This window comes from Parahaemophilus parainfluenzae, assembly GCF_001053575.1.
Lineage (GTDB): Bacteria > Pseudomonadota > Gammaproteobacteria > Enterobacterales > Pasteurellaceae > Haemophilus_D > Haemophilus_D parainfluenzae_S.
This window is the reverse complement of sequence record NZ_JVSL01000013.1, coordinates 23,196-48,089: the sequence shown is the minus strand read 5'-3', so window position 1 is coordinate 48,089 and position 24,894 is coordinate 23,196. Positions and strand designations below refer to the sequence as shown.

The following is a 24,894-nucleotide window of genomic DNA, read 5'->3' as shown; positions in this document are numbered from 1 at the left end:
GACAGGATTTTTGCAACCAAAATTTAGGGAGAACAAGAAAATGTCACGTAAAAACTATGTGTACGACAACGGGAAAACACACAAAGAACGTGTGAATGTGTATCAGTTAGAAAAACGTGTAAAAGCGTTGGAAGTACAGAACCAAGCAATTAAACGTCATCTTCAACATCAAATCAACTTAAACCAACAACAAGTGCTATTGAATGAAACACTTTCCGACCGTGTGGCACTGCTTGAAAAAGCAAGTTGGAGCAAGCAAGGGATGTTTGGCCGTTGGTTAAGTTGGGTTCAAGGGAAATAAGCAAGGGGGCGTGTGATGTACGTTTCAGGCAAAGAAAGTGCGGCGGCAAAATTCTGCAAAGAAAATCAAATTGCGGTTGAGCCTGTGCAAAGTTGGGGCGATTGCCGCCATGTGATCGGTAAAAGTCGCTATCGCGTGGAATACGCTTTCAGCAACCTTTCACAAGGCGAAAGAGAAATCCTGTTGGCAATGGCAGAACTCGACATCAATGATTTAGTTAGCACCACATTTTCAGGCGAGAAACTACACCACTACACCGAAAACGGACAACGCAAAATCGCCAAGGCATTTCGCAAAGTGCGGTTGATTTCGGGGATGTTTCCGAAAGGCATTACCGAACGCGAATTCACATTGATTGATAAAGCATTGAATTAGGGGGACGTATGGCAACCGTGATTTTAAGCCGTGGCGCATTGAGCATTGTGGCAAAGGAATATTATCAAAAACTCGATAAGGCACAGGAAAAATTATTCGCTTACATCTATCACTTAGACAAAGGCGATGAAGAACAAGCAAGACAAGCATTTAATGAATTTATTGAAAACGGCGACTTGGCGACAAAAGCACGCCAAATCTTTTTACAAAAATACAGAGATTGGGAGCAATGGCAAGCCAATCCACGGAGAAAAACAGCATGAGAACAAAATTCATCGCCTTTAGAACGGCAAGCGAAACTGCAGCAGAAGCAGAACGTGCAGAATAATATTTAAAAGCCGCACAATTTTGGCGCAAAGCCTATCAGTTAGCACCAAGTACACCGGATGAAGATTGGTGCTTTGCACGTGCAGATCGTTGTTTTAAAGCCGCCATTGATACAGGCGCAATCAAGGTTAGAAAAAGCAGACAGTTAGATTTCAAGGATTTCTTGGAGAAAGGCAATGAGTGATTTTTTCATTGGATTGGCGGTAGTGATGTTGGGCTGTTTTATGGCTGCCGCCTTATTAGATGCCGCCTTGTGTTGGTTGGCAAGTTGGATAAGCAAGCACTTTTAAGGAGAAAACAAAATGAGTACCGATATTTACATCAATTTAGATTGCGGAGCCGAATTACAAATCACCAAGATTGGCGACCGCTTTCAAGTCTTAGAGATTGTCGCAGATAGTGACGGTTGGCGAAAACAAAAAGCCAGAGTGATTGGGCGATTACACAACACCATCATTGGTGCAGTAAATGAAGTCCGCAACTTTGCCTTAGCACAATATGAAGTGCTTTCACTCACTGAAATGGAAAGTGCGATCAACTCAACCAATCAAGCCATTAAAGATTACTTTGATCAGCACAATGAATATTTAGCAAACTTACAAAGAGCATAGAAATAAAATGATGAACTGGGAGCAACAACGAGACAATAACATCGCTAAACGTGATTCAGCGATGGAAGAAGCTCGTTTGGCAAGAATGGAAAGTGCGGCTAAAACTCACCGCACTTTAGACTTGCCGCAAGCAACTGCCGCACAAATTGAGCTATTTGCGGTTGCGCCTAATCATTTTGATTATGTTGAAAAACTGCTTTCAGATTTACCACGCAAACGCCAACGTGAACACTTCCGCAATGTGTGGCTGCGAGCTTATCGCAGTGTGAAAGATGATGGGTCAATTAGTTTTAGCTTAGGCAATAAACAAGCCCGCATTGCCAACACAACCTTGCGTGATGTGTTGACAAATCGTTTGGAAGCCGTTTTTGAGCAATATCGCATTTCTGTTTCGTGGTTGCTTGAACGCAAACACTATTCAGCCAACTTGGCCATGCAAAAGCCTGTGGATAGTAAAGGCTTGCATTTCTACCTATTAGGCGAACGCCAATTAAAAGAAATCGCCTATAAACTCGCCTTACACTTCAACGGATTGCAAAGCGATTTCGTGGAAGATTGTGCCAATCAAAAAGCCGTTGGGCTATTAAGTGCGGTCGATTTTTCACGTTTAAGCAGTGAACTGCACCGCCTTTGTGCTGATGTTTGCAAAAACATTGGCTTTCCGCTTAAAAGCCAACACCGCCTTGAAGAAGGTAAACGCCTTTCTGTGCAACAGCAAGAAGGCGAATTGTTGCGTGTGGTATGCGAAAAATACTGGTTCCGCACATTACGCAGCACGCAAAAACGCCTTGTCGAGCATTTGGCGATTGGTTGCGGCGAAGTGTCGGCAAAAGTCAGCCCTTACATTTCAACAGGTGCATTGAGCGATTACCGCAATCAACAAAAAGCCAACTTGGAATATTTAAAACAGATGATTATTGAAAACATTGACGATCCATCCGAACAGGTGGAATTGATGGCAATGTGGCAAAAATCTTCCGGTAATCCTGCCATTCGTTTTAACGAGATGATGAACCGCTTGCGTGGCGTGGACGAATGGGCAACAGAAAAAGGCTATGTGTCATTGTTCTTAACCATGACCGCCCCATCATCTTTCCACGCAACCCATAACAACGGAACAAATAATAAGAAATGGAAAGGTGCAGACCCACGCACAACACACGCTTATTTAAGCAAGAATTGGGCGCAGTTGCGGGCATTGTTTGCTAAACGTGGCATTGGCTTTTTTGGCATGCGTGGCGTTGAACCGCACCATGACGCCACTCCACACTGGCACTTGCTTGTGTATGTGAAAGCAGAAGATAAAGAAGAAGTGATCCGTTTATTTAAATCAAAAGCTTTAGAGCTAGACGGCGATGAATTCGGGGCGAAAAAACACCGCTGCAGAGTAGATGAAATTGACCCTGCAAAAGGTTCTGCCGTTTCTTATATTGCGAAATACATTGCCAAAAATATTTATGCGGGCAATCAGAAAGACGAAACATCGGACGAAGTGGAAGGATTGAAACTCGACGAAAACGTGCAACGGGTGCGTGCGTGGGCGAACCTTTGGGGCATTCGTCAATTCCAGTTTTACGGCAACCCGCCAATTTCTGTGTGGCGTGAATTACGCAAATTGGAGAAATGGCAGTTAGATGATGTGGATGACAAAACCATTGCAGACGCGCAAGCAGTTTGTGATGTGTCTTGTTTTGCAAGCTATTTAGAGTTGCAAGGGGGCGCAATGGCTAAACGTGAAGATCAGCCGTTGTGCGTGGAATATGAAGAAAGCGAGCCGAACCAATACGGCGAAACAAGAAAGAAAATTGTGGGGGTGAAGAATCGTTTCAGTTTAGCAAGCGTAAGAACAAAATTAAAAAATTGGGTTATCAAAAAAGGCACAGTGGCAGATGTTGCAACTGATGCCAATGCGGAGACCACCGAAACAAACAAGGAGCGTAGCGACGCTTGGACTTGTGTCAGTAACTGTAACCGTTCAGAAATTGAACAAAAGGTAAAAAATGCACTTTTACCTATCGGATTTATGATTAATCGTTCACAAATTGATCTATTAATCAAACATAAACGGTTACGGATTAATGACTTTCAGTGGATTTGTTATGAAAACGACAACGTTTTTATAAAAGAAGAAAAAATCCCGCTCTTTTCTGTGAAAAAATTTAGTCAGAAAGTGACTGGATTTTGGGAAAGATTGGGGAAAATGTAGGTGAATTATGGAAAAAGTGAAAAAAACAATAAAAGTAAAACCGTCAGTGGAACGGATATCTAGTGGCGTAAATTCGCCAGTAAGAAAAATTGTGCAAATAGCTATGTCAAATAATTTGAGCAACCATGGGTACATGGGAGAAATTATTGCTTTGTGTGATGATGGTACTTTATGGCAAAGAGGGATTCAAATTACCGATGAAAAATTTGAAGGTGGTGAATGGTTCAGACTTAATGATATTCCGCAGGATTAAAGTTAAATATCATGATTGTAATTAAGGAACTTATTCAAGTTATTTATTTTAATGAAAATGACCCACAAGCGGGTGGATTGGCTTTATATAATGATGGCACAGTACATGAATTAGATTCTTTTAATCGGCAAAGTAAAAAACAACTATCAATAGACAAAATTAACACAAATGAGGCATTAAATGACAACATTAACACAACTTATTAAAAATATCGAAAATTGGGCAGAAGCTCGCAATTTGATTGAAGGTTCTACACCGAAAAAACAATTCATTAAATTAATGGAAGAATTCGGGGAGCTATGCAGTGGCGTATCTAAAAATAAAATTGATGTGGTGAAAGATAGCATCGGGGATTGCTTTGTGGTGATGGTGATTTTGGCCGCACAACGCAAGAAAGATGAAATGCTTTCAGCGGGTGCAGTTGCCGAATTTGTTGAACCATACGGCAACAATAAAGTTGATATTGAAGATCATTTAATTAATTCATTGTATGCGTTGCATCTTTTAAGACATGAGTTAAGCAGTCATGCAAATATTAGTGTTTTTTTTATGACATGCTTTGTTCAACTGTTAGAAGTTACAGATCATTTTGATTTAAATATACACGATTGTGTGCAAGCGGCATGGGATGAAATCAAAGACCGCAAAGGGCGTATGATTGACGGCGTGTTTGTGAAAGAAGGTGATTTATAATGGAACGTTATTTTTCAATAAAAGAGATCGTGCAGACTGGCATTTGTTCAGAAGCCACCGTGAAACGTTGGATTTCTAGTGGCAAGTTAAAGTCTTATAAATTCGGTCGCTCCCGCAAGATTGCGGAAAGCGACTTGAACGAATACATTAAGACTTGTCGGCAATAATTTCTTTGAATAAACCATTCGCACATTTTTCAACATAGTTTGCCCATTCTTGAAACGTCTTTAATCTGTAAGGAAGATATTCCGCCCGATTATAGGCGTTTCTTATTTCATCGGAATTCAAATGGCTTAGGCAAATTTCGATGACTTCTTTATCTAATCCGAGTTCTAGGCGATTATCATTGCAATAGCTGCTGAATATCGACCGAATACCATGATTTGTCATGGTGCCTTTGTATTTGCCACCGTCCATTGTTTTAATAACTTCATTCGGCGTTTGGCTGTTGATATGCTTTTCATTTCTCGCCTTTGACAAAGTGGACGGGAACAAATATTCCTTGTTTGTGTGTTGCTTGATATATGAAAGCAAGGTTTCTGCCTGTTTGCTTAATGGCACAAGGTGCAGCCGCTCCCCTTTCCCGCCTTTTGAAATGACTACTTGCCACACTTTGCCATTCGGTAAATTCTCATGTTCGATGATGTCAGAATATTTTGCACTGACGGTTTCGCTCGCCCTTGTGGCATTGAGCAATCCCCATAAAATCGCAAGTCGCACCGTTTGGGATATGTTGGCCCGTGCAAGGCTAATCATAAATTCCGGTAAAGCTTTGTAATGAATTGACGGGTGATGTTTGTTTTTATTCACTGCAGGGAGATCATCGCCAAGATATTTCCATTTGTTGTTTTCCCAATATTCAAAACGTTCGGCATATTCTGCGATTGACTTTAAAACCAAGTAACGCTTTTTCAATTCAGCCGTTGCACCTGATTGGCGATGGGGTTCAAGCACGGATAAGCCGTGTTTTAAGGTCAATTCTTTGAAAGGCACGTCACCAATTAAATCAATGGCAGCATTGACACGTCGTTCTGTGTCAATTTTCGTTCTCTCTGTGTAATTGCCTTGTTCTTTGCCGATTTTCGCGCGATATAACAGCCATTCATTAGCAACATAAGCAAATGTACTGCACTGCTCTTTCAATGCTTCTATGGCTTGTTTTTGCTCAAATTCGTGCGGGTCAATCTTATTGGCTAAGAGTTGGCGGAATTCTTGCGCTTTTTGACGTGCATCTTTTAACGATACAGTGGGATAAGTGCCGATGGTTTTTTCGGTGCGTTTTAATGTGTAAGGGCGTTTGTAATTAAACACCCACGTTTTCACGCCGTTGGGCTTGACGACAAGTTTCAGCCCTTCCCCATCGAATAAATAATAGATCTTCTCCGCCGCTTTGGCGTTGTTCACTTGTGCAATAGTAAGCTGTTTGACGATTTTTGCCATAATCACAAAATTCTGTAAATGGTAGTAAGATTTTGCGCATTGTAAGTTCTTACTTCCATTTTTACTACTAAAAATTGTGATCGTTTGTGAAATCAACTGATCTTTTAAGCAGTATTAAGACACTAAACAAAAAAGGTCAAATCATTGAATTTTCAATAAATTTGACCGTTTATGATCTTTTTAGATCTTGTTTTGTGGTGGAGCTGGCGGGAGTTGAACCCGCGTCCGAAATTACTCTACCTTCAGTACTACACGTTTAGTCTCGTCTTTAATTTCACTTAAGCATGCGGACAGACACGCTAAACTTAAGCTAGTTTGATTCAATTTAGTGCTTCGATCCTCAAACAGCGGCTTCCACACGATCTCGTTTTGGTTTGACTCCGCTTTATCCCCGTCTTACGAGCGGAAGCTGGGGAGCGAAGGCTATGAGCAGGTTATTAAGCTGCTAAAGCGTATTGTTCGTCGTTTGCGACTATTTTTTTGCGGTTTATTTACGAGGCCTACCGCACCTCGACGTGCACCTTGGGCTTCGCTAATCCCGTCGAATCCAGAATCAGCCCCAAAATCGTTCGGCAGTTTATCAAAAAATCCAAGAAAGGAAAAGAAGCTATTTATTAACCATAGAAGTTAGGGTAAAATTTTGCCACTTTTTTATAAGGAATCGAATAATGAAAACATTAAAATCTCTGACCGCACTTTCATTAGGTGCATTATGTTTAGCATTTAACACACAAGTTATTGCAAAAGAAGCAACACCCGCAAAAACAACACAAGCAACTCAACAAGTGACAAAAGCGAGTGATAACATTGACAAATATCTTGCCATCAATATTGGTAATCGTGAAATGGTGGTTGATGAAAATGGCCAAGCATTAAGTGCATTCAAACATGAAATCACTAACATTGGTCAAAAACCAATCAAAAACATTCAATGGGTGGGCGTATATGTGAATAACCGTAAAGTTATTTACAGCCAAGATATGCAAATCAATTTAGAAACTCCATTACAACCGGGTAAATCCATCAATATTAATTTACAAATTCCGTTTGTTCAATTGGCTGAAGATGCTCGTAAAGTCTTTATGAACCAACAAGAAAAAATTGATGTTTATCCTATTGAACGCGTTATCCTGTTTGGTGATAAAACCGTTCTTTCTGATCGTTAATTTTCTTATCTAGCCCACGTAATGTGGGCTTTTTAATAACTGTATACTTGAACAGTTATTTTCTTTTCGATATACTAAAAACACGCCTAATTTTGACCGCACTTATAGCATGAACTCCACCCGAAAAATTATTCACATTGATATGGATTGCTTTTATGCCTCTGTTGAAATCCGTGAAAATCCAACGCTACAGGGCAAACCTGTCGCAGTGGGTGGTAGTTCTCGACAACGTGGTGTGCTCACTACCTGTAATTACGAGGCTCGAAAATTTGGGCTACACAGTGCGATGCCTACGGCACAAGCCATCAAAAAATGCCCGAATCTGATTTTAGTGCCAGTTAATATGCCCCTTTATAAACAGGTATCCGCACAAATTCATCAGATCTTTCAACGCTATACTTCTATTATTGAGCCACTTTCCTTAGATGAAGCTTATTTGGATGTTACGGATTGTACGCAATGTTCAGGATCTGCTACTTGGATCGCACAAGAAATTCGCCAAGCCATTTTTGATGAATTAAAGCTGACCGCCTCTGCTGGTGTGGCGCCCCTTAAATTTCTCGCCAAAATTGCTTCCGATATGAATAAACCGAACGGACAATTTGTGATTCAACCTCATGAAGTTGAGCAGTTTGTAAAAACGTTGCCATTGAAAAAAATCCCTGGTGTGGGCAAAGTCACCTCTGAACGTTTACTGAAAATGGGGTTAGAAACTTGCGAAGATGTACAAAAACTTGATCAATCTATTCTGTTAAATATCTTCGGGAAAATGGGCAAGCGAATTTGGGATTTTAGCCATGGCATTGATGATCGTGAAATTCAAGCACATCGAGAACGAAAATCTATCGGCGTAGAACGCACTTTGTCCGAAAATATTCGTCATCTCGAACAAGGTATAGCGCTGCTGGATAATCTCTATGCCGAACTTATTCGTCGCATTGAACGAAGCGCACCAAATATCCCCTTAACCGCTTTTCGAAAAATTGGGGTGAAATTAAAATTTGAAGACTTTCAGGTGACGACCTTAGAAAAAACTGGCTTAACTTTATCGTTAAAAAGCTTTCAGCAATTACTGGAACAAATTTGGCAACGTAGCCACGGAAAATCCATTCGTCTCGTGGGATTACACGTAAATTTACCGGAAGAAAGCCATTTAGAACAAATGAGCTTGTGGTAAGACACAAAAGAAAATGACCGCACTTTTATTCATTCCGTTCAAATTAGAATTGAAAAAACAAAAGTGCGGTCATTTTTTATGAATTTGTTGAGTTGGTCGATAAGCCGAGTTCTGTCGTGGACAATCATTCCTCTAGGCGACAAATTACTCTGTCGCTCAAGCAACCTACCCGAACTCTGGACGGGTCATCCATTGAGTTCCTATTTGGTCTTGCTACGAGTGGAGTTTACCTTGCTGCACGTTGTTACCAACGGCACGGTGTGCTCTTACCACACCCTTTCACCCTTACCGTTTTCACGGCGGTCTGCTCTCTGTTGCACTGGTCGTCGGCTCACGCCGCCCGGACGTTATCCGGCACTCTGCCCTTTGTAGCTCGGACTTTCCTCTCGTTTACTTGTCCCACTAGGTCGTGCGAACACGGTTAAGGGCTTCAATAAACCAGCGATTGTCTAACCAACTCGCGGCGTAGTATAGGGGGAATTCAAAGAGCGGTCAAATTTTCATTCTTATTTTTAATAACTTCCGTTAGAATAGCCCTGCAAAACACGGTTATTTTCAACCGCACTTTTATCATAAGGATTTCCTATGAATTATTTACAAATCGCACGAGAAACCCTTTCCGTTGAAAGCCAAGCGCTCGCACAACTAAGCCAACGCTTGGATGATGAGTTTTCTCAAGTTGTCGATCTTATCCTTGCTTGCGAAGGTCGTTTGGTCATTGGTGGCATTGGTAAATCGGGGCTAATTGGCAAAAAAATGGTGGCGACTTTTGCTTCTACAGGAACACCAAGTTTCTTCCTTCACCCGACAGAAGCCTTTCATGGCGATTTAGGTATGTTAAAACCCATCGACATTGTGATGCTGATTTCTTATAGCGGTGAAACCGATGATGTAAATAAACTCATTCCAAGTTTGAAAAACTTTGGCAATAAAATTATTGCATTAACCAGCAATAAAAACTCAACGCTTGCTCGCCATGCGGATTATGTTTTGGATATCACTGTCGAACGCGAAGTCTGTCCAAACAACCTCGCACCAACCACTTCTGCGTTAGTGACTTTAGCCTTAGGCGATGCTCTTGCGGTTTCATTAATTACGGCACGTCATTTCCAACCGGCTGATTTTGCGAAATTTCATCCAGGTGGCAGCCTTGGCCGTCGTTTGTTATGCAAAGTAAAAGATCAAATGCAAACTCGATTGCCGATTACCACACCAGATACCAGCTTCACTGATTGCTTAACTATTATGAATGAAGGTCGTATGGGTGTGGCATTAGTCATGGAAAACCAACAACTTAAAGGCATTATTACCGATGGTGATGTGCGCCGAGCATTAACGGCTAACGGTGCTGACACGCTTAATAAGACCGCGAAAGAATTGATGACCTCGTCACCAAAAACTATTCATGAAAATGAATTCTTATCGAAAGCGGAAGACTTGATGAAAGAGAAGAAAATTCACTCTCTTGTTGTGGTCAATGATGAAAATAATGTTGTGGGCTTAGTGGAGTTCTCAAGCTAATGATTAACGAAAAATTAAAGAAAATTAAATTGGTCATCACCGATGTCGATGGCGTATTAACTGACGGACTACTCCATTATGATGCAAATGGCGAAGCGATTAAAAGTTTCCATGTGCGCGATGGACTTGGTGTCAAAATGTTGATAGATGCAGGTATTCAAGTAGCCGTATTATCGGGCAGAGATTCGGCGATTCTGCGTAAGCGAATTAGTGATCTCGGAATTAAATTATTCTTTTTAGGTAAGCTTGAAAAAGAAAGTGCTTGTTTGGATCTTATGAAACAAGCCGGTGTTACCGCGGACCAAACAGCCTATATTGGTGATGACAGTGTCGATCTCCCCGCTTTTGCCACCTGTGGCCTTTCTTTTGCCGTGGCAGATTCTGCACCTTATGTGCAAAATGCCGTGGATTATGTGCTTGCACTTGGAGGCGGGAAAGGCGCTTTCCGAGAAATGTCCGATATGATTTTACATGCTCAGGGCAAAGATGAAGTCTATACTTCAGCCAAAGGCTTTTTAAAATCAGTCAAAAATATGGGACAATAACACCTATAACACTATTCAAAATATCTAAAAAATAACCGCACTTTGATTATTAAAAGTGCGGTTATTTCTTTTTTATGTTTTATTGATTTGCCGGTAAAGCACCCGAATTCCAAGTTGGTGCTTCAGCTGGTTTCTTCACTTGCAACATAAAGCGCTGATTTTCCGTAGCTTGTGGTTGAACGACCGTACCCGATGGAGTCGAGAACGAAATACCGCCTTTCAACAATTGTTGTACACTACCGGTATTAAACTCTGCGCCTTTCCAACCAAGGTTGAAATCATAACCCGATGAAACCCAGAACTCTGAATTTTTACGTACCAAATGTTGATATTTCGGTGTAATCGCAATATGTACCAACACTCGATCGCCTAAAGAATTCAATTCAAACTTACGAACGGTTCCCACTTCAACACCGCGATAAAGCACTGGTGATCCTTCCGTTAAATTCATCGCATCACTCGTTTCCAAAATAAATGGCACGCCATTGCTGTATTTATTTCGAGGTTGTGCGGTTTGCGCTAAATTAAACTGTGTTTTTGCTGGACCTTTGCCTAACTCAATATCAATGTAAGGCTGTAAAAGGCTATCTAAGTTTTCAATTCCACCCGCTGAGATTTGTGGGGAAATCACTTTAAATACCGTCCCCTCTTTTGCAATCATGCCCATATAACTTGGGTTAATTAATGCTTTTGCTGTGATACGATTTGTTTTTTGATCAAGGGCAATCTGCTCAACCTCACCAACATTCATACCAAGATAACGCAAACTCATTCCTTTACTTAAAGCGGTTGCATCATCTGTTATTAACGTAATCACTTGCCCAGCTGATTTAGCTCGAAGTTCACTTGGATAAAGTGTTTTATTTTTGCCTGAACCCGTATTATCAAAACTAATTGCGCCTTTTAATGAACGAGCAACCGGTGATGCCTGGATACTAATGCCTTTCGGCGTAATATCAATCTGTGCCGCACTTTCAACCCAGAATACGCTTTTATCTGTTAGAAGATCTTGATAAGCCGGATAAATGTACACATCAATATCAAAATTATTGGCTTTTGGTCTTACGTTAATAATTTTACCCACTTCAAACTGACGATAAAGCACCACAGAACCTTTACTAATACTTGGCAAATTAGTGGAATGTAACACAATCGTTGGATTCACTAAGTTGCCCGTAACACCTGTTTCTGCACTGCTAATATCCTTATAAAGTGGATAGGTAGAATGCGGTGCGCCACTTCCTTTTTTCGCTAAGACACGCACGCCACCTTGCAACCATTTTGATGGTGTCGCAGATTCAAAACGTAAGCCATCAATACCCAAACTCACATCAAAATTAGAGGCAGCGACAAACTGGGTGTTTTCATGAATAAGATTGCGATATTCTGATGCAATCGCCACTTCAAATTTGACGCCATCAACATTTAAGTGCTGCTTCACAATTTGACCAATGGCAATATTGTTATAAAACACGGATTGTCCTTCCGCGATACCATAAGTCTCTGGTGCCGTTAAGGTTAAAACCAACGTATTTGGAGCTTTGAGCAATAACTCATTTTCTCGAATGACTTCGAATTGCGTTTTGCTTTCTCCACTTCCTGGAATAATTTCGAAATAATCACCACGGAAGAATTTCTGTGGATTAGCAATATCACCTAAATCTAACTTACGACTTTTCAACACAATATGCGTATTGGTTTTTAAGAGATTAGCCTGACTTGGCTCAATTAATAATGTCCCTTGCAAAATATCTTCATTGTTTTCGACTGTTCTTAAAGACGAAAGCAAACCAACTTGCTCATCACCATAATAAACAGAGGTTTGTCCTGCTTGTAACCCAGCAGAAACAGGTAGAGTCACCTCAACTTCAATCCCGCGTTTAGCCGCTTGTAAATTAGAATAAAGGATATAATTGCTATTAGTCACCGCTTGAGGGCTATCTGATGGCGAATCGAATGATACGGCACCTTGCACCACCGCATTTAAACTTTCCACCGACACATTCATACCGGATGAATTAATATTGGCGTTAATACCGCTAATATTCCAGAAACGTGAATCTTTCTTCACAAAATGCGCGAAGGCTTTATCAATTACTACATCAATTTCAACTTTATTGTCTTTATTAAATCGGTAATCATAAATTTTCCCGACTGGCATTTTTTTGAAATACACAGAAGCACCAATCGAAATTGATCCTAAATCATCTGAAATTAAATGAATTAATAAATCCCCAGGATTGACTTGTGCAATAGGGCCTTGCTCTTCCGCAATAAATTCATCTTCTGAATCACCATCACCTGGTTGGAGGGTAATATAATTTCCTGAAACCAAAGAATCTAAGCCTGAAATCCCTGCAAGAGACACACTTGGCTGAACAAGCCAGAACTTGGTATTTTCTTTTAACACCTCTGTCGCTTCAGAATAAATATTTGCCTCAACTTTCACTTTTTGCATATTGTCGGTAAAGTTAACCTTCTTCACGACACCAATTTGCAAACCTTGATAGCGAATAGGGGTTTTATCTGCAACGAGCCCTGCTCCATTAGAGAACGTGATCGTAATAGTCTTTCCTCGTTCTTGTACAATTTGGAAAAATAAAATGGCACCAATACATAATGCGATAAAAGGTAACAACCAAAACGGTGAGATGCGTTTATTCTTACGTAATAACGCTTCTACATTGTTAGATTGCTCATCAATAGATTGAGATTCTGGTTTATTGTTTTCTGTCATAAATTTTCCAAATTAATCGACTATCAAACTGAGAAGTTGAAATCATAGTTAAAAACACTGCTGCACCGAAATAAAATGCCGCAGGGCCTACAGTAAAATTAATAATCTGTCCGCGTGTTACTAGAGACATCATCAAGGCTAGCACAAAAAGATCCAGCATTGACCAACGTCCCACAAAGTGAACGATATGTAATAATCGCATTTGCCATTTAATTGAATGTCGCCATTTAAAATGCACGCTAGCCAGTAAATACAACATAATCAGGATTTTGCTTACGGGCACAAAAATACTGGCGAAGAATACCACGAAAGCAACAAAATAGCTGCCCATGCTTATAAATGACATCACACCCGACATCAAGGTATCTTGTGACAAACTTCCTGTCAAATAAACGCCAGATATTGGGAGTAAGTTTGCAGGGAAAAGCATGATAATCCCCGCCACTAATGTCGCCCAAACACGTTGTAATTTTACACTCTCTGGTATTTCAATAAGCGACGCACAACGTGGGCAAATGGCTCGATGACGGTGATCGTATTGTTGATCTTCTTTTAAAAAAGTGTAATCGCAAGCGGTACAAAGCTCTAACGGTTTATCACTTTTGGTAACCGGTTTCTGATCGGGATAAAAATCATGCCATAAATCATCTAAATTAATTTTAATAAATAATAAAGTGGTTAAAAGCGCAGTAAAAACAAAAGCAATTAAATACACATCCACTTCTAATGTGGCATATTCGCGCACTTTAAACATGGTAACAGCCAGTGCAACTAAATAGACGTCGAACATCACCCAAGGCTTAATATAACCCACAAATAATAAGACATTACGAGGCTTAATTTTGAGTAATTTAGAAATCTGCAACATAATGACTAAAATTGCAAAAGAGACAGGCATTAAAACAGCACAGATGAAAATCATAAATGCAGTATAGGAATATCCCTCTACTGCCATTTTCCAAATCCCTTTCCAAACAGAAGCATCAATTTTGGTACCTAGTAAATCTAAGCTCAATAAAGGATAGCCTAAAGCAAATGGCATTAAAATTAAGATAGAAAGGGCGATTAATGAACAACGTTTAAGTGACCAACGACTTCCCGATTGCAATTTATGATGGCAACGCGGACATTGCGCGTATTCCCCTTCTTGAGGACGACAAACAGACACCGTTGCATCGCATCCTATGCAACGCACTAGTTTATAAGTAGCATGAGTAAAATCAGGTGTTTTTGTCATTGTTTCATCAAAAATTTAAAAAGTGAACTATTTTAGCCTTAATTAAGGGGATTTGTGAAGTTATACATCTGTACTAAAAACGGAATTATTCCGCCCAACCATTGTCAATCCTTATAAAAGTGCGGTAAACTGTGCAAGTTTTTATTTTTATCCTAGGAAAACGCAGAAATGACAGATTCTCAAGTTGAAGCCCAAGCTGAAAATAATGCTGAAGGCGTTCAAAAATTAACTGATACAAAAGCGATTATTGCATATCTTGTGGAAAAATTCCCGCTTTGCTTTATTGCAGAAGGTGAAGCAAAACCATTAAAAATTGGTCTTTTCCAAGATCTTGCTGAAGCATTAAAAGATGATGAACGTGTCAGCAAAACTCAATTACGTCAGGCTTTACGTCAATACACTTCTAACTGGCGCTATTTACACGGCTGCCGTGAAGGAGCTGAGCGTGTAGATTTATACGGCAACCCTGCTGGTGTATTAGACGCAGAACACGTTTCTCATGCGGCGCAACAATTAGCAGAAGCAAAAGCTAAATTTGCAGAAAAACGCAAAGCAGAATTAGCAGCGAAAAAAGCACAACAAAAACGACCTGCTCGTAAACCAAATTCAAATCAAGCCCCTCGCAAACCAAAAGCCCCACAAGTAAAACTAAGTGCGGTTGATTTCACAACACTTTCTGCAGGGAGCAAAGTGAAAGTGAAAGTGGCTGAACAAGCGAAAAATGCGACCGTATTAAATGTGGAAAAAGATGGCGCACGCGTAGAACTTGAAAATGGTTTAGTGATGACTGTCACCGCAGATCGTTTATTTGCCTAATAATTTATTTCTTATCGGGAAAGGTTAAATGAAATTACATACAACCAAAAGTCTTATTGCGACAGCAATTTTAGGTGCGTTATTTCTTCATTCGTCTGACACATTTGCTGTACAGCCGAAATTAAAGCAAAGTGATATTACGATTCCTTCGGCAACTGATGCAAATCAGTTAGCAACTAAGCGTGCAACGACACGTTTAACCCAATCACATTATCGTAAATTCCAGCTTGATGACGCCTTTTCCGAAAAGATTTTTGATCGTTATATTAAAAGTTTAGACTATAGCCATAACACCTTTTTAAAATCAGATATTGATGATTTACGTGCTAAATATGGCTCAAAATTAGATGACCAACTTAATGAGGGCGATCTTTCAGCAGCATTTGCTATTTACGATCTGATGATGAAACGTCGTTATGAGCGTTATGCTTATGCTCTATCTCTATTGGATAAAGAACCTGATTTAAAAGGTAATGATCAAATTGAGATCGATCGTGAAAAAGCCGCTTTCCCAACAACGGAAGAAGAAGCGAATAAGCTTTGGGAAGAACGCGTCAAAAATGATGTAATCAGCCTGAAATTAAAAGATAAAAAATGGCCTGAAATTAAGGAAAAACTCACTAAACGTTACAATTTAGCGATTCGTCGATTAACTCAAACCAAAGCAGATGATATTGTTCAAATTTATATTAATGCCTTTGCTCGAGAAATCGACCCACATACAAGCTACCTTGCGCCACGTACTGCAAAAAGCTTTAATGAAAGCATGAACCTTTCTTTAGAAGGGATTGGTGCAACATTACAATCTGAAGATGATGAAACCAGCATTAAGTCTTTAGTACCTGGTGCGCCAGCTGAACGCAGTAAAAAATTACAAGCGGGTGATAAAATCATTGGTGTGGGCCAAGAAAAAGGCGAAATCGAAGATATTATCGGTTGGCGTTTAGAAGATATCGTTGACAAAATCAAAGGTAAAAAAGGAACAAAAGTTCGTCTTGAAATTGAACCTGCAAAAGGTGGAAAAAGCCGTATTGTCACTTTAGTACGCGATAAAGTCCGTATTGAAGACCAAGCAGCAAAACTCACTGTTTCTAAAGTAGAGGGTGAAACTGTTGGTGTCATTAAAATTCCAAGTTTCTATATTGGCTTAACTGATGATGTGAAAAAATTATTAGTAGATGCTGAGAAGAAAAAAATTGGCGCTTTAATTGTGGATCTTCGTGAAAATGGCGGTGGTGCATTAACAGAAGCCGTGGCATTAAGCGGTTTATTCATCACTGACGGTCCAGTGGTACAAGTACGAGATGCGTATCAACGTATTCGTGTACACGAAGATGATGACAATGCTCAGCAATATAAAGGGCCATTGTTGGTAATGATTAATCGTTTCAGTGCATCAGCCTCTGAAATTTTTGCTGCGGCAATGCAAGATTACAATCGTGGTATCATTATTGGGCAAAATACCTTTGGTAAAGGTACCGTACAACAAAGTCGCTCATTAAACTTTGTTTATGATTTAGACCAAACACCACTTGGTGTGTTGCAATATACTATCCAAAAATTCTATCGAATTAATGGTGGTTCAACCCAATTAAAAGGTGTTGCTGCAGATATTAATTTCCCTGAAATTATTGATGCCAAAGAAATTGGTGAAGAAAAAGAAGATAACGCATTACCTTGGGATAAAATTCCACCAGCGACTTATTCTGAAACCAATAAAGCACGTAAAGATGTTGAAGCATTAAATGAAAAACATCTAGAGCGTATTGCAAAAGATCCTGAATTTATTGCTTTAAATGAAGATCTTAAAATCCGTGATGAACGTCGCGAGCGAAAATTCTTATCATTGAATTTCCAAGAGCGCAAAGCGGAAAATGATAAAGATGATGCGAGACGTTTAAAAGATCTCAATGATCGTTTTAAACGTGAAGGCAAAAAAGCATTAAAAGACATTGATGATTTGCCAAAAGACTATGAAGCACCTGATTTCTTCTTAAAAGAAGCGGAAAAAATGGCAGCTGATTTAGTTAAACTTAATGCGAATCAACAAAAAGTGGATGCTGAAATAAAACAAGAAGCGGCAAAAGCAACAAAATAACGATTATTTTGACCGCACTTTAGCAGATGAAAAAAACTGAAGTGCGGTTATTTTTTATGAATATTTTTAAAGGTACAGCAATGTTAAAAGGAACAATGAAATTAAGCGCATTAGTCTTATCATTATCAATGATGACGTCAGGTTGTGCGTTAGCTGAATGGGCCAAAACAGTTGGGCAACCTCAACAAGCCGAAAATAAAGGCGTTGATATGTCTAAATTAAGTCCTGAAGAGCGAGCAAAACTTGAAGCTGAAATCAAAGAAGATCAAGCTCGTCTCGCCGCAGAAAAGCAGGCGATGCTAGAGATGTCATTAACGCATGAAATTGGTGAACAAAATCTACAGTTCAAACCAATTTTGGCTAAATTATATGCCGATAATAAATATGACCTAATGTGGAAAGACAAGGCGGCTGAGAAACAATTCCTACGTGAATATGCAGCCATGGTGGCATCTGGTATTTCTAAACGTTCAGCTCAATCGTTAGTCAATTTACATAACGCTGAAAAAACGGGCGGGCTCACCTATGATGTATTGTTAAGTGATGCTTTCCTTGATTACTTGTATTACAGCAAGAACGTAAATCAACAAGCACAACGTTGGTTATACGCAACGAATGCTTATAAACCAGAATTACCAAATCAAGAAATTATTGACCAATGGCAAAGTGCGGTTAAAAACAATGCTGTTTCTGGTTTTATAAACGGATTATCTAACCATAATCGTTTATACCGTGAAACCGTACAAGCACTTCCATCTATGATTTCAGCTTCAGGTATTTCTGCAATGGGTAAAAAACTTGCCCTTAATGCACAACGTTTACGCGTTATTCCTGATTTTGAAAATGGAATCTTTGTTAATATTCCAAGCTATCAATTGAAATATTATCGTGATGGCAAAGCAATTTTAGAATCACGCGTTATTGTAGGGAAAAATGAACGTCGTACACCGGTGATGTACAGTCGTTTGAGTAACGTGGTGGTGAATCCACCTTGGAATGCTCCAACACGTTTAATCAATGAAGATATTTTACCGAAATTAAAACGTGACCCTGGCTATGCGGCTGCACACAACTACTCTATTTTGGATAGCAAAGGTAATACTATCGATCCTTACTCAATTAATTGGAGTAGCATTGGTGATAAATTCCCGTACCGTATCCGTCAAGCAGCTGGCGACAGTGCATTAGGTAACTATAAATTTAATATGCCAAGCTCTGATGCGATTTATCTTCACGATACACCAAATCATAGCTTATTCAGCAAAAAAGACCGTGCATTAAGCTCAGGTTGTGTGCGCGTAGAAAAATCCGATCAACTTGCCTCTATTCTGTTACAAGAAGCTGGCTGGTCAGAAGATAAAAAACGTAACGTTTTAGAAAGTAAGAAAACAACGTCTGCGAGCATTCGTACAAATGATCCTGTATTCTTATATTATGTGACTGCATGGGTTGAAAACGGCCAAACACAAGTTTTACCGGATATTTATAAATACGACGATGCCGCGACGTTTAATGGTATTGACTGGGCTGTTGTAAAAAAATATCTTTAAACAATGTTCACACTAGAACTTTTTAAAGAAAAAATTGTCTAGGGTGAGAGATGGGTAATAAAAGAGACTAAAAAAATGGATAATATTGACAAAAATCGTCGTAAATGGCTTTCATTAGGCGGCATCGTTTTAGGCGCAAGCATGATGCCGAGTACGGTGTTAGCGATGGTCTCTACCCCTAAACCTCGCATTCTTAGCTTCTATAATGTCAATACCAATGAACGATTAAGCGGTGAGTTCTCTGCAACGACTGGATTTAATCGTTCATTACTTGGTAAACTTGATTACTTCATGAGAGATCGCCGTACAGACCAAGTACGCAGAATGGATCCGAATCTCTTCATGAAGTTTTATCATTTACAAAGTAATTTAGGTTTACGCACTGCGCAAATTGATGTGATTTGTGGCTATCGTAGTGCTGCGACAAATGCCATGCGTCGTAGACAAAGTCGTGATGTAGCAAGCAACAGCTATCATATTAAAGGCCAAGCGATTGATTTTAAAATCCCTGGTGTGCCTTTAGCTAGATTACGCCAAGCGGCTGAAAATCTTGATAGCGGTGGTGTAGGATATTACCCGTATAGTAATTTTATTCACGTGGATACTGGCCCTGTAAGAAAATGGCGTGGTGCATAAAAAACAGTTTAATTTTAGACCGCACTTTAGTGCGGTTTTTTGTTATCAACAATAAGGAAAAAAGATGAATATTGAAATTATTCCAGTTACAGCCTTTCAGCAAAATTGCTCTCTTATTTGGGATGATGAAAAAAATGCGGCAATTATCGATCCTGGTGGTAATGCGGAAAAGCTTATTCAACGCATTGAGGAATTAGAATTAAACCTAAAAGCAGTCTTATTGACGCATGGTCATCTTGATCATGTAGGTGCGGCAGAAGCGATTCGCGATCATTTTAACATTGAAATCTGGGGCTCACAGGAAGAAGATCATTTCCTTTTTGAAAGTCTACCACAGCAATCTCAGCAGTTTGGCTTACCTTATATTTCTGCATTTACACCTGATCGCTGGTTTAATCAAGAAGGCGAAAAAATTCAAATTGGTACATTTACCTTTGAAATTCTTCATCTTCCTGGTCATACACCTGGCCACATTGGTTTTATTGAACATGAAAAAAATATTGCTTTTACTGGCGATGTCCTTTTCCAAAACAGTATTGGTCGTACAGACTTCCCTCGTGGAAATTTCGACACATTGATCTCATCAATCAAAAATAAATTATTTACATTGAACGATGATATGGTTGTTATTGCAGGACATGGCCCTTACACAACCATTGGACAAGAAAAACGAAGCAATCCGTTTTTGAAGTAAAGATCTGAATTTTGGATAAAAAAAAGCTCCTAATTTCTTAGGAGCACCAAAAAGGAATTTATGAATAAAATCTCTAAAGTTTAGCTTTATCAAAGGAATCTCGATAAAACGCTAACGATTATATTGACATATTCTGACAAATGCAAGCTTTTTCTTTACACTAATTTACAAATCTTTACAGTTTGCTATTTTTATAACCACTTCGACGGCTTTTTCCATCCCTTCAAGGGTCACTAATTCATGTTTGCTATGGAAATTATAGCCACCAGTAAAGATATTTGGACAAGCTAATCCTTTTTCCGCTAAAAATGCCCCATCGGTTCCACCTCGTATTGGTTTGTGATTTGGTATAATACCGCAAGCTTTCATTGCTGCATCCGCGAGCTTAATCGCCTGTGGGACATTTTTGACTGTGTCATACATATTTTTATAACTGTCTTCAATCACACATTCCACAGGGTCTTTTAGGCTTTTCTCTCTATTAAATTTTTCTACAAGTTGATAAATAAACGCTTTACGTTGCTCAAAATTAGCTTGGTCAAAATCTCGAATCAGATAATGTAGCTCAACTTTCTCAATATCCCCTTTAAAATCATCTAAATGGAAAAAACCCTCTTTTCCTGATGTTTTTTCGGGAACATCATCTTTTGGAAAACCTTGTTGAAACTCACAAGCTAACGTAAGCGCATTCACTAATTTGTTTTTCGCATAACCAGGGTGAATTCCCCGTCCTTTAAAGGTGATTTTTGCCGTTGCCGCATTAAAATTCTCATACTCGAGCTCACCCACTTCCCCACCATCAATGGTATATGCCCAATCACAAGGGAAATCGTCTAATGGAAAATAATGCATCCCTAAACCAATTTCTTCGTCAGGCGTAAATGCTACTCGAATATTACAATGTGGGATATTTTCCCGTTGTAAGACAGAAAGTGCGGTCATAATTTCTGCGATTCCAGCTTTATTATCCGCACCAAGTAAAGTGGTTCCATCTGTCACAATCAAGGTTTTGCCAATAAGCTGGTGTAAAAATGGATAATAAACAGGACTAATAAACTCTTCCCCTAAACCTAATGCGATATCTCCCCCCCGATAATTTTCGATCACTTCGGGTTGAACATTTTTACCGCTACATTGTGGTGAGGTATCAAGATGGGAAATAAAACCAATAGTGTGTGTTAAATCAGGATGATTTGAGGGTAAATAAGCCGTGACGACGGCATGTTTTGTCACATTAACATCTTGTAAACCTAGTTCAATTAATTCTTGCTGCAAATGCAAAGCTAATTTCATTTGTCCTGGCGAACTGGGTGAATGTTTTGCAGACGATTTAGATTGCGTATCGAACGCAACATAAGTTAAAAATCGCTGTAATAATTCATTGTTATTATGTTCTTCCATTTTTAAATTCTCCTTTATAGAGCACTAGTCTAATCCCAAAATTCGTTACAGTTCTTGATATATAACAAGAAAGTGAAGAGTTATAAAATTTTCTGACAACAGTGCGGTCAAATTTTAGATAAATTTTTCCTAAAAACATGATTAAATCCTTTTCATCATTAACAATTCGCTATATCATATCTGTTCAATTTTATGTCGCCCCTGCATCATTTTTGCAGGTTTATTTCTACTCAGTACCAATCAAATTGGTGAAATTAGGGAGAAAACCAAAGCTAGTGGAAAATCTGGTTCAAAACAAGCCTATTATTGAGCTTCGTTCTATCAAAAAATCCTATGGTTCCAACACAATTATTAATGATTTCAATCTAACCATTAATAACGGTGAATTCGTCACAATTCTTGGCCCTTCAGGCTGTGGTAAAACGACAGTTTTACGTTTATTAGCAGGTTTAGAAGAATTAGATGAAGGTCATATTATTTTGGACGGTGAGGACATTACTAATGTTCCGGCTGAAAAACGCCATATCAACACTGTATTCCAAAGTTATGCATTATTCCCGCATATGACTATTTTTGATAACGTGGCTTTTGGTTTGCGTATGCAAAAGGTGTCAGAGAGCGAAATTAAACCTCGTGTTCTAGATGCATTGCGTATGGTGCAATTAGAGGAAATGGCCGACCGTAAACCAGCTCAACTTTCTGGTGGTCAGCAACAACGTATCGCGATTGCTCGTGCAGTAGTAAATAAACCAAAAGTGTTGCTACTGGATGAATCATTATCTGCGCTGGATTATAAGTTACGTAAGCAAATGCAAAACGAACTTAAGCAATTACAGCGTCAACTTGGCATTACCTTTATTTTCGTTACTCACGATCAAGAAGAAGCGATCACCATGTCAGACCGTATCGTCTTGTTGCGTAAAGGTAAAATTGCACAAGATGGTTCACCACGTGAAATCTATGAAGATCCAGCCAACTTATTCGTCGCTCGCTTCATCGGTGAAATTAACGTATTTGATGCTACTGTTATTGAACGTAAATCTGACGATGAGCTACTTGCTAACGTAGAAGGTCGTGTATGTGATATCCACACGAGCATCTCTGCTGAAAAAGAACAAAAACTACAAGTGTTATTACGCCCAGAAGATATTGTGATTGAAGAGCTTGACGAAAATGAGCACTCAAATGCCATTATTGGTCGCATTGTAGATCGTACCTATAAAGGGATGACACTTGAGTCTACAGTGGAATTTGATCACAACGGTAAACGCGTATTAGTAAGTGAATTCTTTAACGAAGATGACCCACATATGGATCACAGCGTTGGTCAACGTGTAGGTATTACATGGCACGAAGGTTGGGAGGTTGTACTCAACGATGAAGATAATCAATAATAAATTCCAGAAAATTACTGTTGCAATTATCTTCAGTTGGTTAATCTTCTTTGTGCTAATTCCAAACTTATTAGTATTAACCGTAAGTTTTTTAACCCGAGATGGTAGTGACTTTTATGCTTTGCCATTTACTTTAGATAACTACACTAACCTGTTTAATCCGCTTTATGCACAGGTTGTGTGGAATTCATTGTATATGTCTGGCATTGCGACGATTATTTGTTTACTCATTGGCTATCCATTTGCCTTTATGGTCAGCAAAATTAATCCAAAATATCGCCCATTTTTGTTATTCCTCGTGGTATTGCCATTCTGGACAAATTCACTGATTCGTATCTATGGGATGAAAGTATTCCTTGGTGTGAAAGGTGTGTTGAATACCATGTTAATGGATATGGGCATTTTGAGTGAGCCTATTCGTATTTTAAATACCGAAGTAGCTGTAATCATTGGTTTAGTGTATCTCCTTTTACCATTTATGATTCTACCGCTCTACTCTGCTATTGAAAAATTAGATGGACGCTTATTAGAAGCGGCAAGAGATTTAGGCGCGAATGCGGTTCAACGTTTCTTCCGTGTGATTTTGCCATTAACCATGCCAGGTATCGTAGCAGGTTGTCTATTAGTATTACTACCAGCAATGGGTATGTTCTACGTAGCTGACTTACTTGGTGGCGCGAAAGTATTATTAGTCGGTAACGTGATTAAGAGTGAATTCTTAATTTCCCGTAACTGGCCATTCGGTTCAGCAATCAGTATCGGCTTAACCATCTTAATGGCGTTATTGATTTTCGTTCACTATCGTGCAAATAAATTGTTGAATAAGAAAGTGGAGTTAGAATAATGAGTCGTTTACTACGTAATATTTTTATGTTTGTGGTATACGCTTATTTGTATATCCCAATTATTATTTTGGTGACTAACTCCTTTAACGAGGACCGTTATGGTTTAAGTTGGAAAGGCTTTAGTTGGAACTGGTATGAGCGTTTATTTAATAACGATACCTTAATCCAAGCGGCGTTCCACTCTGTCACTATTGCTTTCTTTGCTGCAACGTTAGCAACTATTGTGGGTGGCTTAACTGCGATTGCACTTTATCGCTATCGTTTCCGTGGTAAACAAGCAGTAAGTGGTATGTTATTTATCGTCATGATGTCACCAGATATCGTAATGGCGGTTTCTCTACTTGCCTTATTCATGGTTGTAGGGATTTCGCTTGGTTTCTGGTCATTATTATTGGCACACGTAACGTTCTGTTTACCTTATGTTACCGTAACGATTTTCTCTCGCTTAAATGGCTTTGATGCAAGAATGCTTGAAGCAGCGAAAGATTTAGGTGCTAGCGAAGTCACTATTTTGCGTAAAATTATCCTACCACTTGCTTTACCTGCAGTGGTATCAGGTTGGTTATTAAGCTTTACTATTTCATTAGATGATGTTGTTGTATCCTCTTTCGTAAGTGGTGTAAGCTATGAAATCCTACCATTGCGTATCTTCTCTCTTGTTAAAACAGGGGTAACACCAGAAGTAAACGCGTTAGCAACGATTATGATTGTGCTTTCATTAGGATTAGTCATTTTAAGTCAATTAGTTACACGCAAAAATAATCATTAAACATTGATATAAAAAGGTTTCACAAATCTTTTAAGATCAAATAAAATACGCCTTGACGCACAATCAAGGCGTTTTTTATACCTGCATTAATGCAGGTGGTTT

The 24,894-nt window shown here is 39.2% G+C and carries 25 protein-coding genes, 2 other RNA genes and 1 pseudogene; 22 read left to right on the top strand and 6 right to left on the bottom strand.

Going from position 1 to position 24,894, the window contains the following annotated elements; all coding sequences use genetic code 11:
- The first annotated feature begins 40 nt into the window (after positions 1-40).
- The 10 genes and pseudogenes from AC979_RS01995 (at position 41) to AC979_RS01955 (ending at position 4,933) form a co-directional block, all read left to right on the top strand.
- Positions 41-301 carry a hypothetical protein gene (locus AC979_RS01995; protein ID WP_049372666.1) on the top strand — a complete coding sequence of 87 codons (261 nt, stop codon included), beginning with the start codon at positions 41-43 and terminating at the stop codon, positions 299-301.
- A gap of 15 nt (positions 302-316) precedes the next feature.
- Positions 317-676: a hypothetical protein gene (locus AC979_RS01990; protein ID WP_014064345.1), complete on the top strand. Its 360-nt coding sequence runs from the start codon at positions 317-319 to the stop codon at positions 674-676.
- Positions 677-684: 8 nt separating this feature from the next.
- Entirely contained in the window at positions 685-939 is a 255-nt protein-coding gene (locus AC979_RS01985) for a hypothetical protein (protein ID WP_049367455.1), read from the top strand.
- Positions 940-1,016: 77 nt separating this feature from the next.
- Positions 1,017-1,187: pseudogene (locus AC979_RS10535) on the top strand (ANR family transcriptional regulator); the annotation flags it as partial.
- 118 nt (positions 1,188-1,305) lie between these two features.
- On the top strand, positions 1,306-1,614 hold the full coding sequence (locus AC979_RS01980) for a hypothetical protein (RefSeq protein ID WP_005700155.1): 309 nt from the start codon (positions 1,306-1,308) through the stop codon (positions 1,612-1,614).
- A 7-nt stretch (positions 1,615-1,621) separates the two neighbouring features.
- Positions 1,622-3,820 carry a replication endonuclease gene (locus AC979_RS01975; protein ID WP_049372665.1) on the top strand — a complete coding sequence of 733 codons (2,199 nt, stop codon included), beginning with the start codon at positions 1,622-1,624 and terminating at the stop codon, positions 3,818-3,820.
- 7 nt (positions 3,821-3,827) lie between these two features.
- Positions 3,828-4,073, top strand: a complete 246-nt coding sequence (locus AC979_RS10480; RefSeq protein ID WP_049372664.1) for a hypothetical protein — start codon at positions 3,828-3,830, stop codon at positions 4,071-4,073.
- 11 nt (positions 4,074-4,084) lie between these two features.
- Positions 4,085-4,279 carry a hypothetical protein gene (locus AC979_RS01965; protein ID WP_049372663.1) on the top strand — a complete coding sequence of 65 codons (195 nt, stop codon included), beginning with the start codon at positions 4,085-4,087 and terminating at the stop codon, positions 4,277-4,279.
- Positions 4,254-4,766: a MazG-like family protein gene (locus AC979_RS01960; protein ID WP_049372662.1), complete on the top strand. Its 513-nt coding sequence runs from the start codon at positions 4,254-4,256 to the stop codon at positions 4,764-4,766. The genes AC979_RS01965 and AC979_RS01960 overlap by 26 nt, the downstream gene beginning before the upstream one ends.
- Positions 4,766-4,933 carry a helix-turn-helix domain-containing protein gene (locus AC979_RS01955; RefSeq protein ID WP_049367448.1) on the top strand — a complete coding sequence of 56 codons (168 nt, stop codon included), beginning with the start codon at positions 4,766-4,768 and terminating at the stop codon, positions 4,931-4,933. Before AC979_RS01960 ends, AC979_RS01955 begins: the two co-directional genes overlap by 1 nt.
- On the opposite strand, the gene AC979_RS01950 is transcribed toward AC979_RS01955, so the two are convergent.
- Together AC979_RS01950 and ssrA are read right to left on the bottom strand one after the other, a co-directional pair.
- Positions 4,914-6,206 carry an integrase arm-type DNA-binding domain-containing protein gene (locus tag AC979_RS01950; RefSeq protein ID WP_049372661.1) on the bottom strand — a complete coding sequence of 431 codons (1,293 nt, stop codon included), beginning with the start codon at positions 6,204-6,206 and terminating at the stop codon, positions 4,914-4,916. The genes AC979_RS01955 and AC979_RS01950 overlap by 20 nt on opposite strands.
- A 195-nt stretch (positions 6,207-6,401) precedes the next feature.
- Positions 6,402-6,767: a transfer-messenger RNA gene (ssrA, locus tag AC979_RS10130) on the bottom strand.
- Between the two features lie 107 nt (positions 6,768-6,874).
- Here ssrA and AC979_RS01945 point away from each other — a divergent pair.
- Positions 6,875-7,372 carry a hypothetical protein gene (locus tag AC979_RS01945; RefSeq protein ID WP_049372660.1) on the top strand — a complete coding sequence of 166 codons (498 nt, stop codon included), beginning with the start codon at positions 6,875-6,877 and terminating at the stop codon, positions 7,370-7,372.
- Positions 7,373-7,481: 109 nt separating this feature from the next.
- On the top strand, positions 7,482-8,549 hold the full coding sequence (gene dinB, locus AC979_RS01940; protein ID WP_049372659.1) for a DNA polymerase IV: 1,068 nt from the start codon (positions 7,482-7,484) through the stop codon (positions 8,547-8,549).
- A gap of 84 nt (positions 8,550-8,633) precedes the next feature.
- On the opposite strand, the gene rnpB is transcribed toward dinB, so the two are convergent.
- Positions 8,634-9,010: RNase P RNA component class A (gene rnpB, locus AC979_RS10080), an RNA gene on the bottom strand.
- Between the two features lie 124 nt (positions 9,011-9,134).
- Here rnpB and AC979_RS01935 point away from each other — a divergent pair.
- Complete coding sequence (locus AC979_RS01935) at positions 9,135-10,070, top strand: KpsF/GutQ family sugar isomerase (protein ID WP_049372658.1); 936 nt, start codon at positions 9,135-9,137, stop codon at positions 10,068-10,070.
- Entirely contained in the window at positions 10,070-10,615 is a 546-nt protein-coding gene (locus AC979_RS01930) for a KdsC family phosphatase (RefSeq protein WP_049372657.1), read from the top strand. The genes AC979_RS01935 and AC979_RS01930 overlap by 1 nt, the downstream gene beginning before the upstream one ends.
- Before the next feature lie 79 nt (positions 10,616-10,694).
- Here AC979_RS01930 and AC979_RS01925 read toward each other — a convergent pair whose 3' ends face one another.
- Positions 10,695-13,352 carry a PqiB family protein gene (locus tag AC979_RS01925; protein ID WP_049372656.1) on the bottom strand — a complete coding sequence of 886 codons (2,658 nt, stop codon included), beginning with the start codon at positions 13,350-13,352 and terminating at the stop codon, positions 10,695-10,697.
- On the bottom strand, positions 13,336-14,589 hold the full coding sequence (locus tag AC979_RS01920; protein WP_032822728.1) for a paraquat-inducible protein A: 1,254 nt from the start codon (positions 14,587-14,589) through the stop codon (positions 13,336-13,338). Before AC979_RS01920 ends, AC979_RS01925 begins: the two co-directional genes overlap by 17 nt.
- Before the next feature lie 168 nt (positions 14,590-14,757).
- Between AC979_RS01920 and proQ the strand changes: the two genes are divergently transcribed.
- The 5 genes from proQ to AC979_RS01895 all read left to right on the top strand — a co-directional run bounded on the left by proQ (position 14,758) and on the right by AC979_RS01895 (position 20,383).
- A complete protein-coding gene (gene proQ / locus AC979_RS01915) occupies positions 14,758-15,405 on the top strand; it encodes an RNA chaperone ProQ (RefSeq protein ID WP_049372655.1) in 648 nt (215 codons plus the stop codon).
- A 28-nt stretch (positions 15,406-15,433) separates the two neighbouring features.
- Positions 15,434-17,503: a carboxy terminal-processing peptidase gene (gene prc / locus AC979_RS01910; RefSeq protein WP_049372654.1), complete on the top strand. Its 2,070-nt coding sequence runs from the start codon at positions 15,434-15,436 to the stop codon at positions 17,501-17,503.
- A gap of 80 nt (positions 17,504-17,583) precedes the next feature.
- The gene (locus tag AC979_RS01905; RefSeq protein ID WP_049372674.1) at positions 17,584-19,053 is read left to right on the top strand and encodes a L,D-transpeptidase family protein; all 1,470 of its coding nucleotides are present in this window, start codon (positions 17,584-17,586) and stop codon (positions 19,051-19,053) included.
- A gap of 75 nt (positions 19,054-19,128) precedes the next feature.
- Positions 19,129-19,689 (top strand): YcbK family protein, encoded by a 561-nt coding sequence (locus AC979_RS01900; protein WP_049372653.1) that lies wholly within the window; start codon positions 19,129-19,131, stop codon positions 19,687-19,689.
- 64 nt (positions 19,690-19,753) lie between these two features.
- Positions 19,754-20,383, top strand: coding sequence for an MBL fold metallo-hydrolase (locus AC979_RS01895; RefSeq protein WP_049372652.1), 630 nt, complete (start codon positions 19,754-19,756; stop codon positions 20,381-20,383).
- Between the two features lie 165 nt (positions 20,384-20,548).
- Here the strand turns inward: AC979_RS01895 and pepT are convergent, their stop codons facing one another.
- Positions 20,549-21,784 carry a peptidase T gene (gene pepT, locus AC979_RS01890; protein WP_049372651.1) on the bottom strand — a complete coding sequence of 412 codons (1,236 nt, stop codon included), beginning with the start codon at positions 21,782-21,784 and terminating at the stop codon, positions 20,549-20,551.
- Positions 21,785-22,059: 275 nt separating this feature from the next.
- Between pepT and potA the strand changes: the two genes are divergently transcribed.
- From potA to potC, 3 genes are read left to right on the top strand one after another with little or no spacing between them, the layout of a single operon-like run.
- Positions 22,060-23,178, top strand: coding sequence for a spermidine/putrescine ABC transporter ATP-binding protein PotA (gene potA / locus AC979_RS01885; RefSeq protein ID WP_049372650.1), 1,119 nt, complete (start codon positions 22,060-22,062; stop codon positions 23,176-23,178).
- A complete protein-coding gene (gene potB / locus AC979_RS01880) occupies positions 23,162-24,022 on the top strand; it encodes a spermidine/putrescine ABC transporter permease PotB (RefSeq protein WP_049372649.1) in 861 nt (286 codons plus the stop codon). Before potA ends, potB begins: the two co-directional genes overlap by 17 nt.
- Positions 24,022-24,792, top strand: a complete 771-nt coding sequence (gene potC, locus AC979_RS01875) for a spermidine/putrescine ABC transporter permease PotC (RefSeq protein ID WP_005695832.1) — start codon at positions 24,022-24,024, stop codon at positions 24,790-24,792. The genes potB and potC overlap by 1 nt, the downstream gene beginning before the upstream one ends.
- Positions 24,793-24,894: the final 102 nt, after the last annotated feature.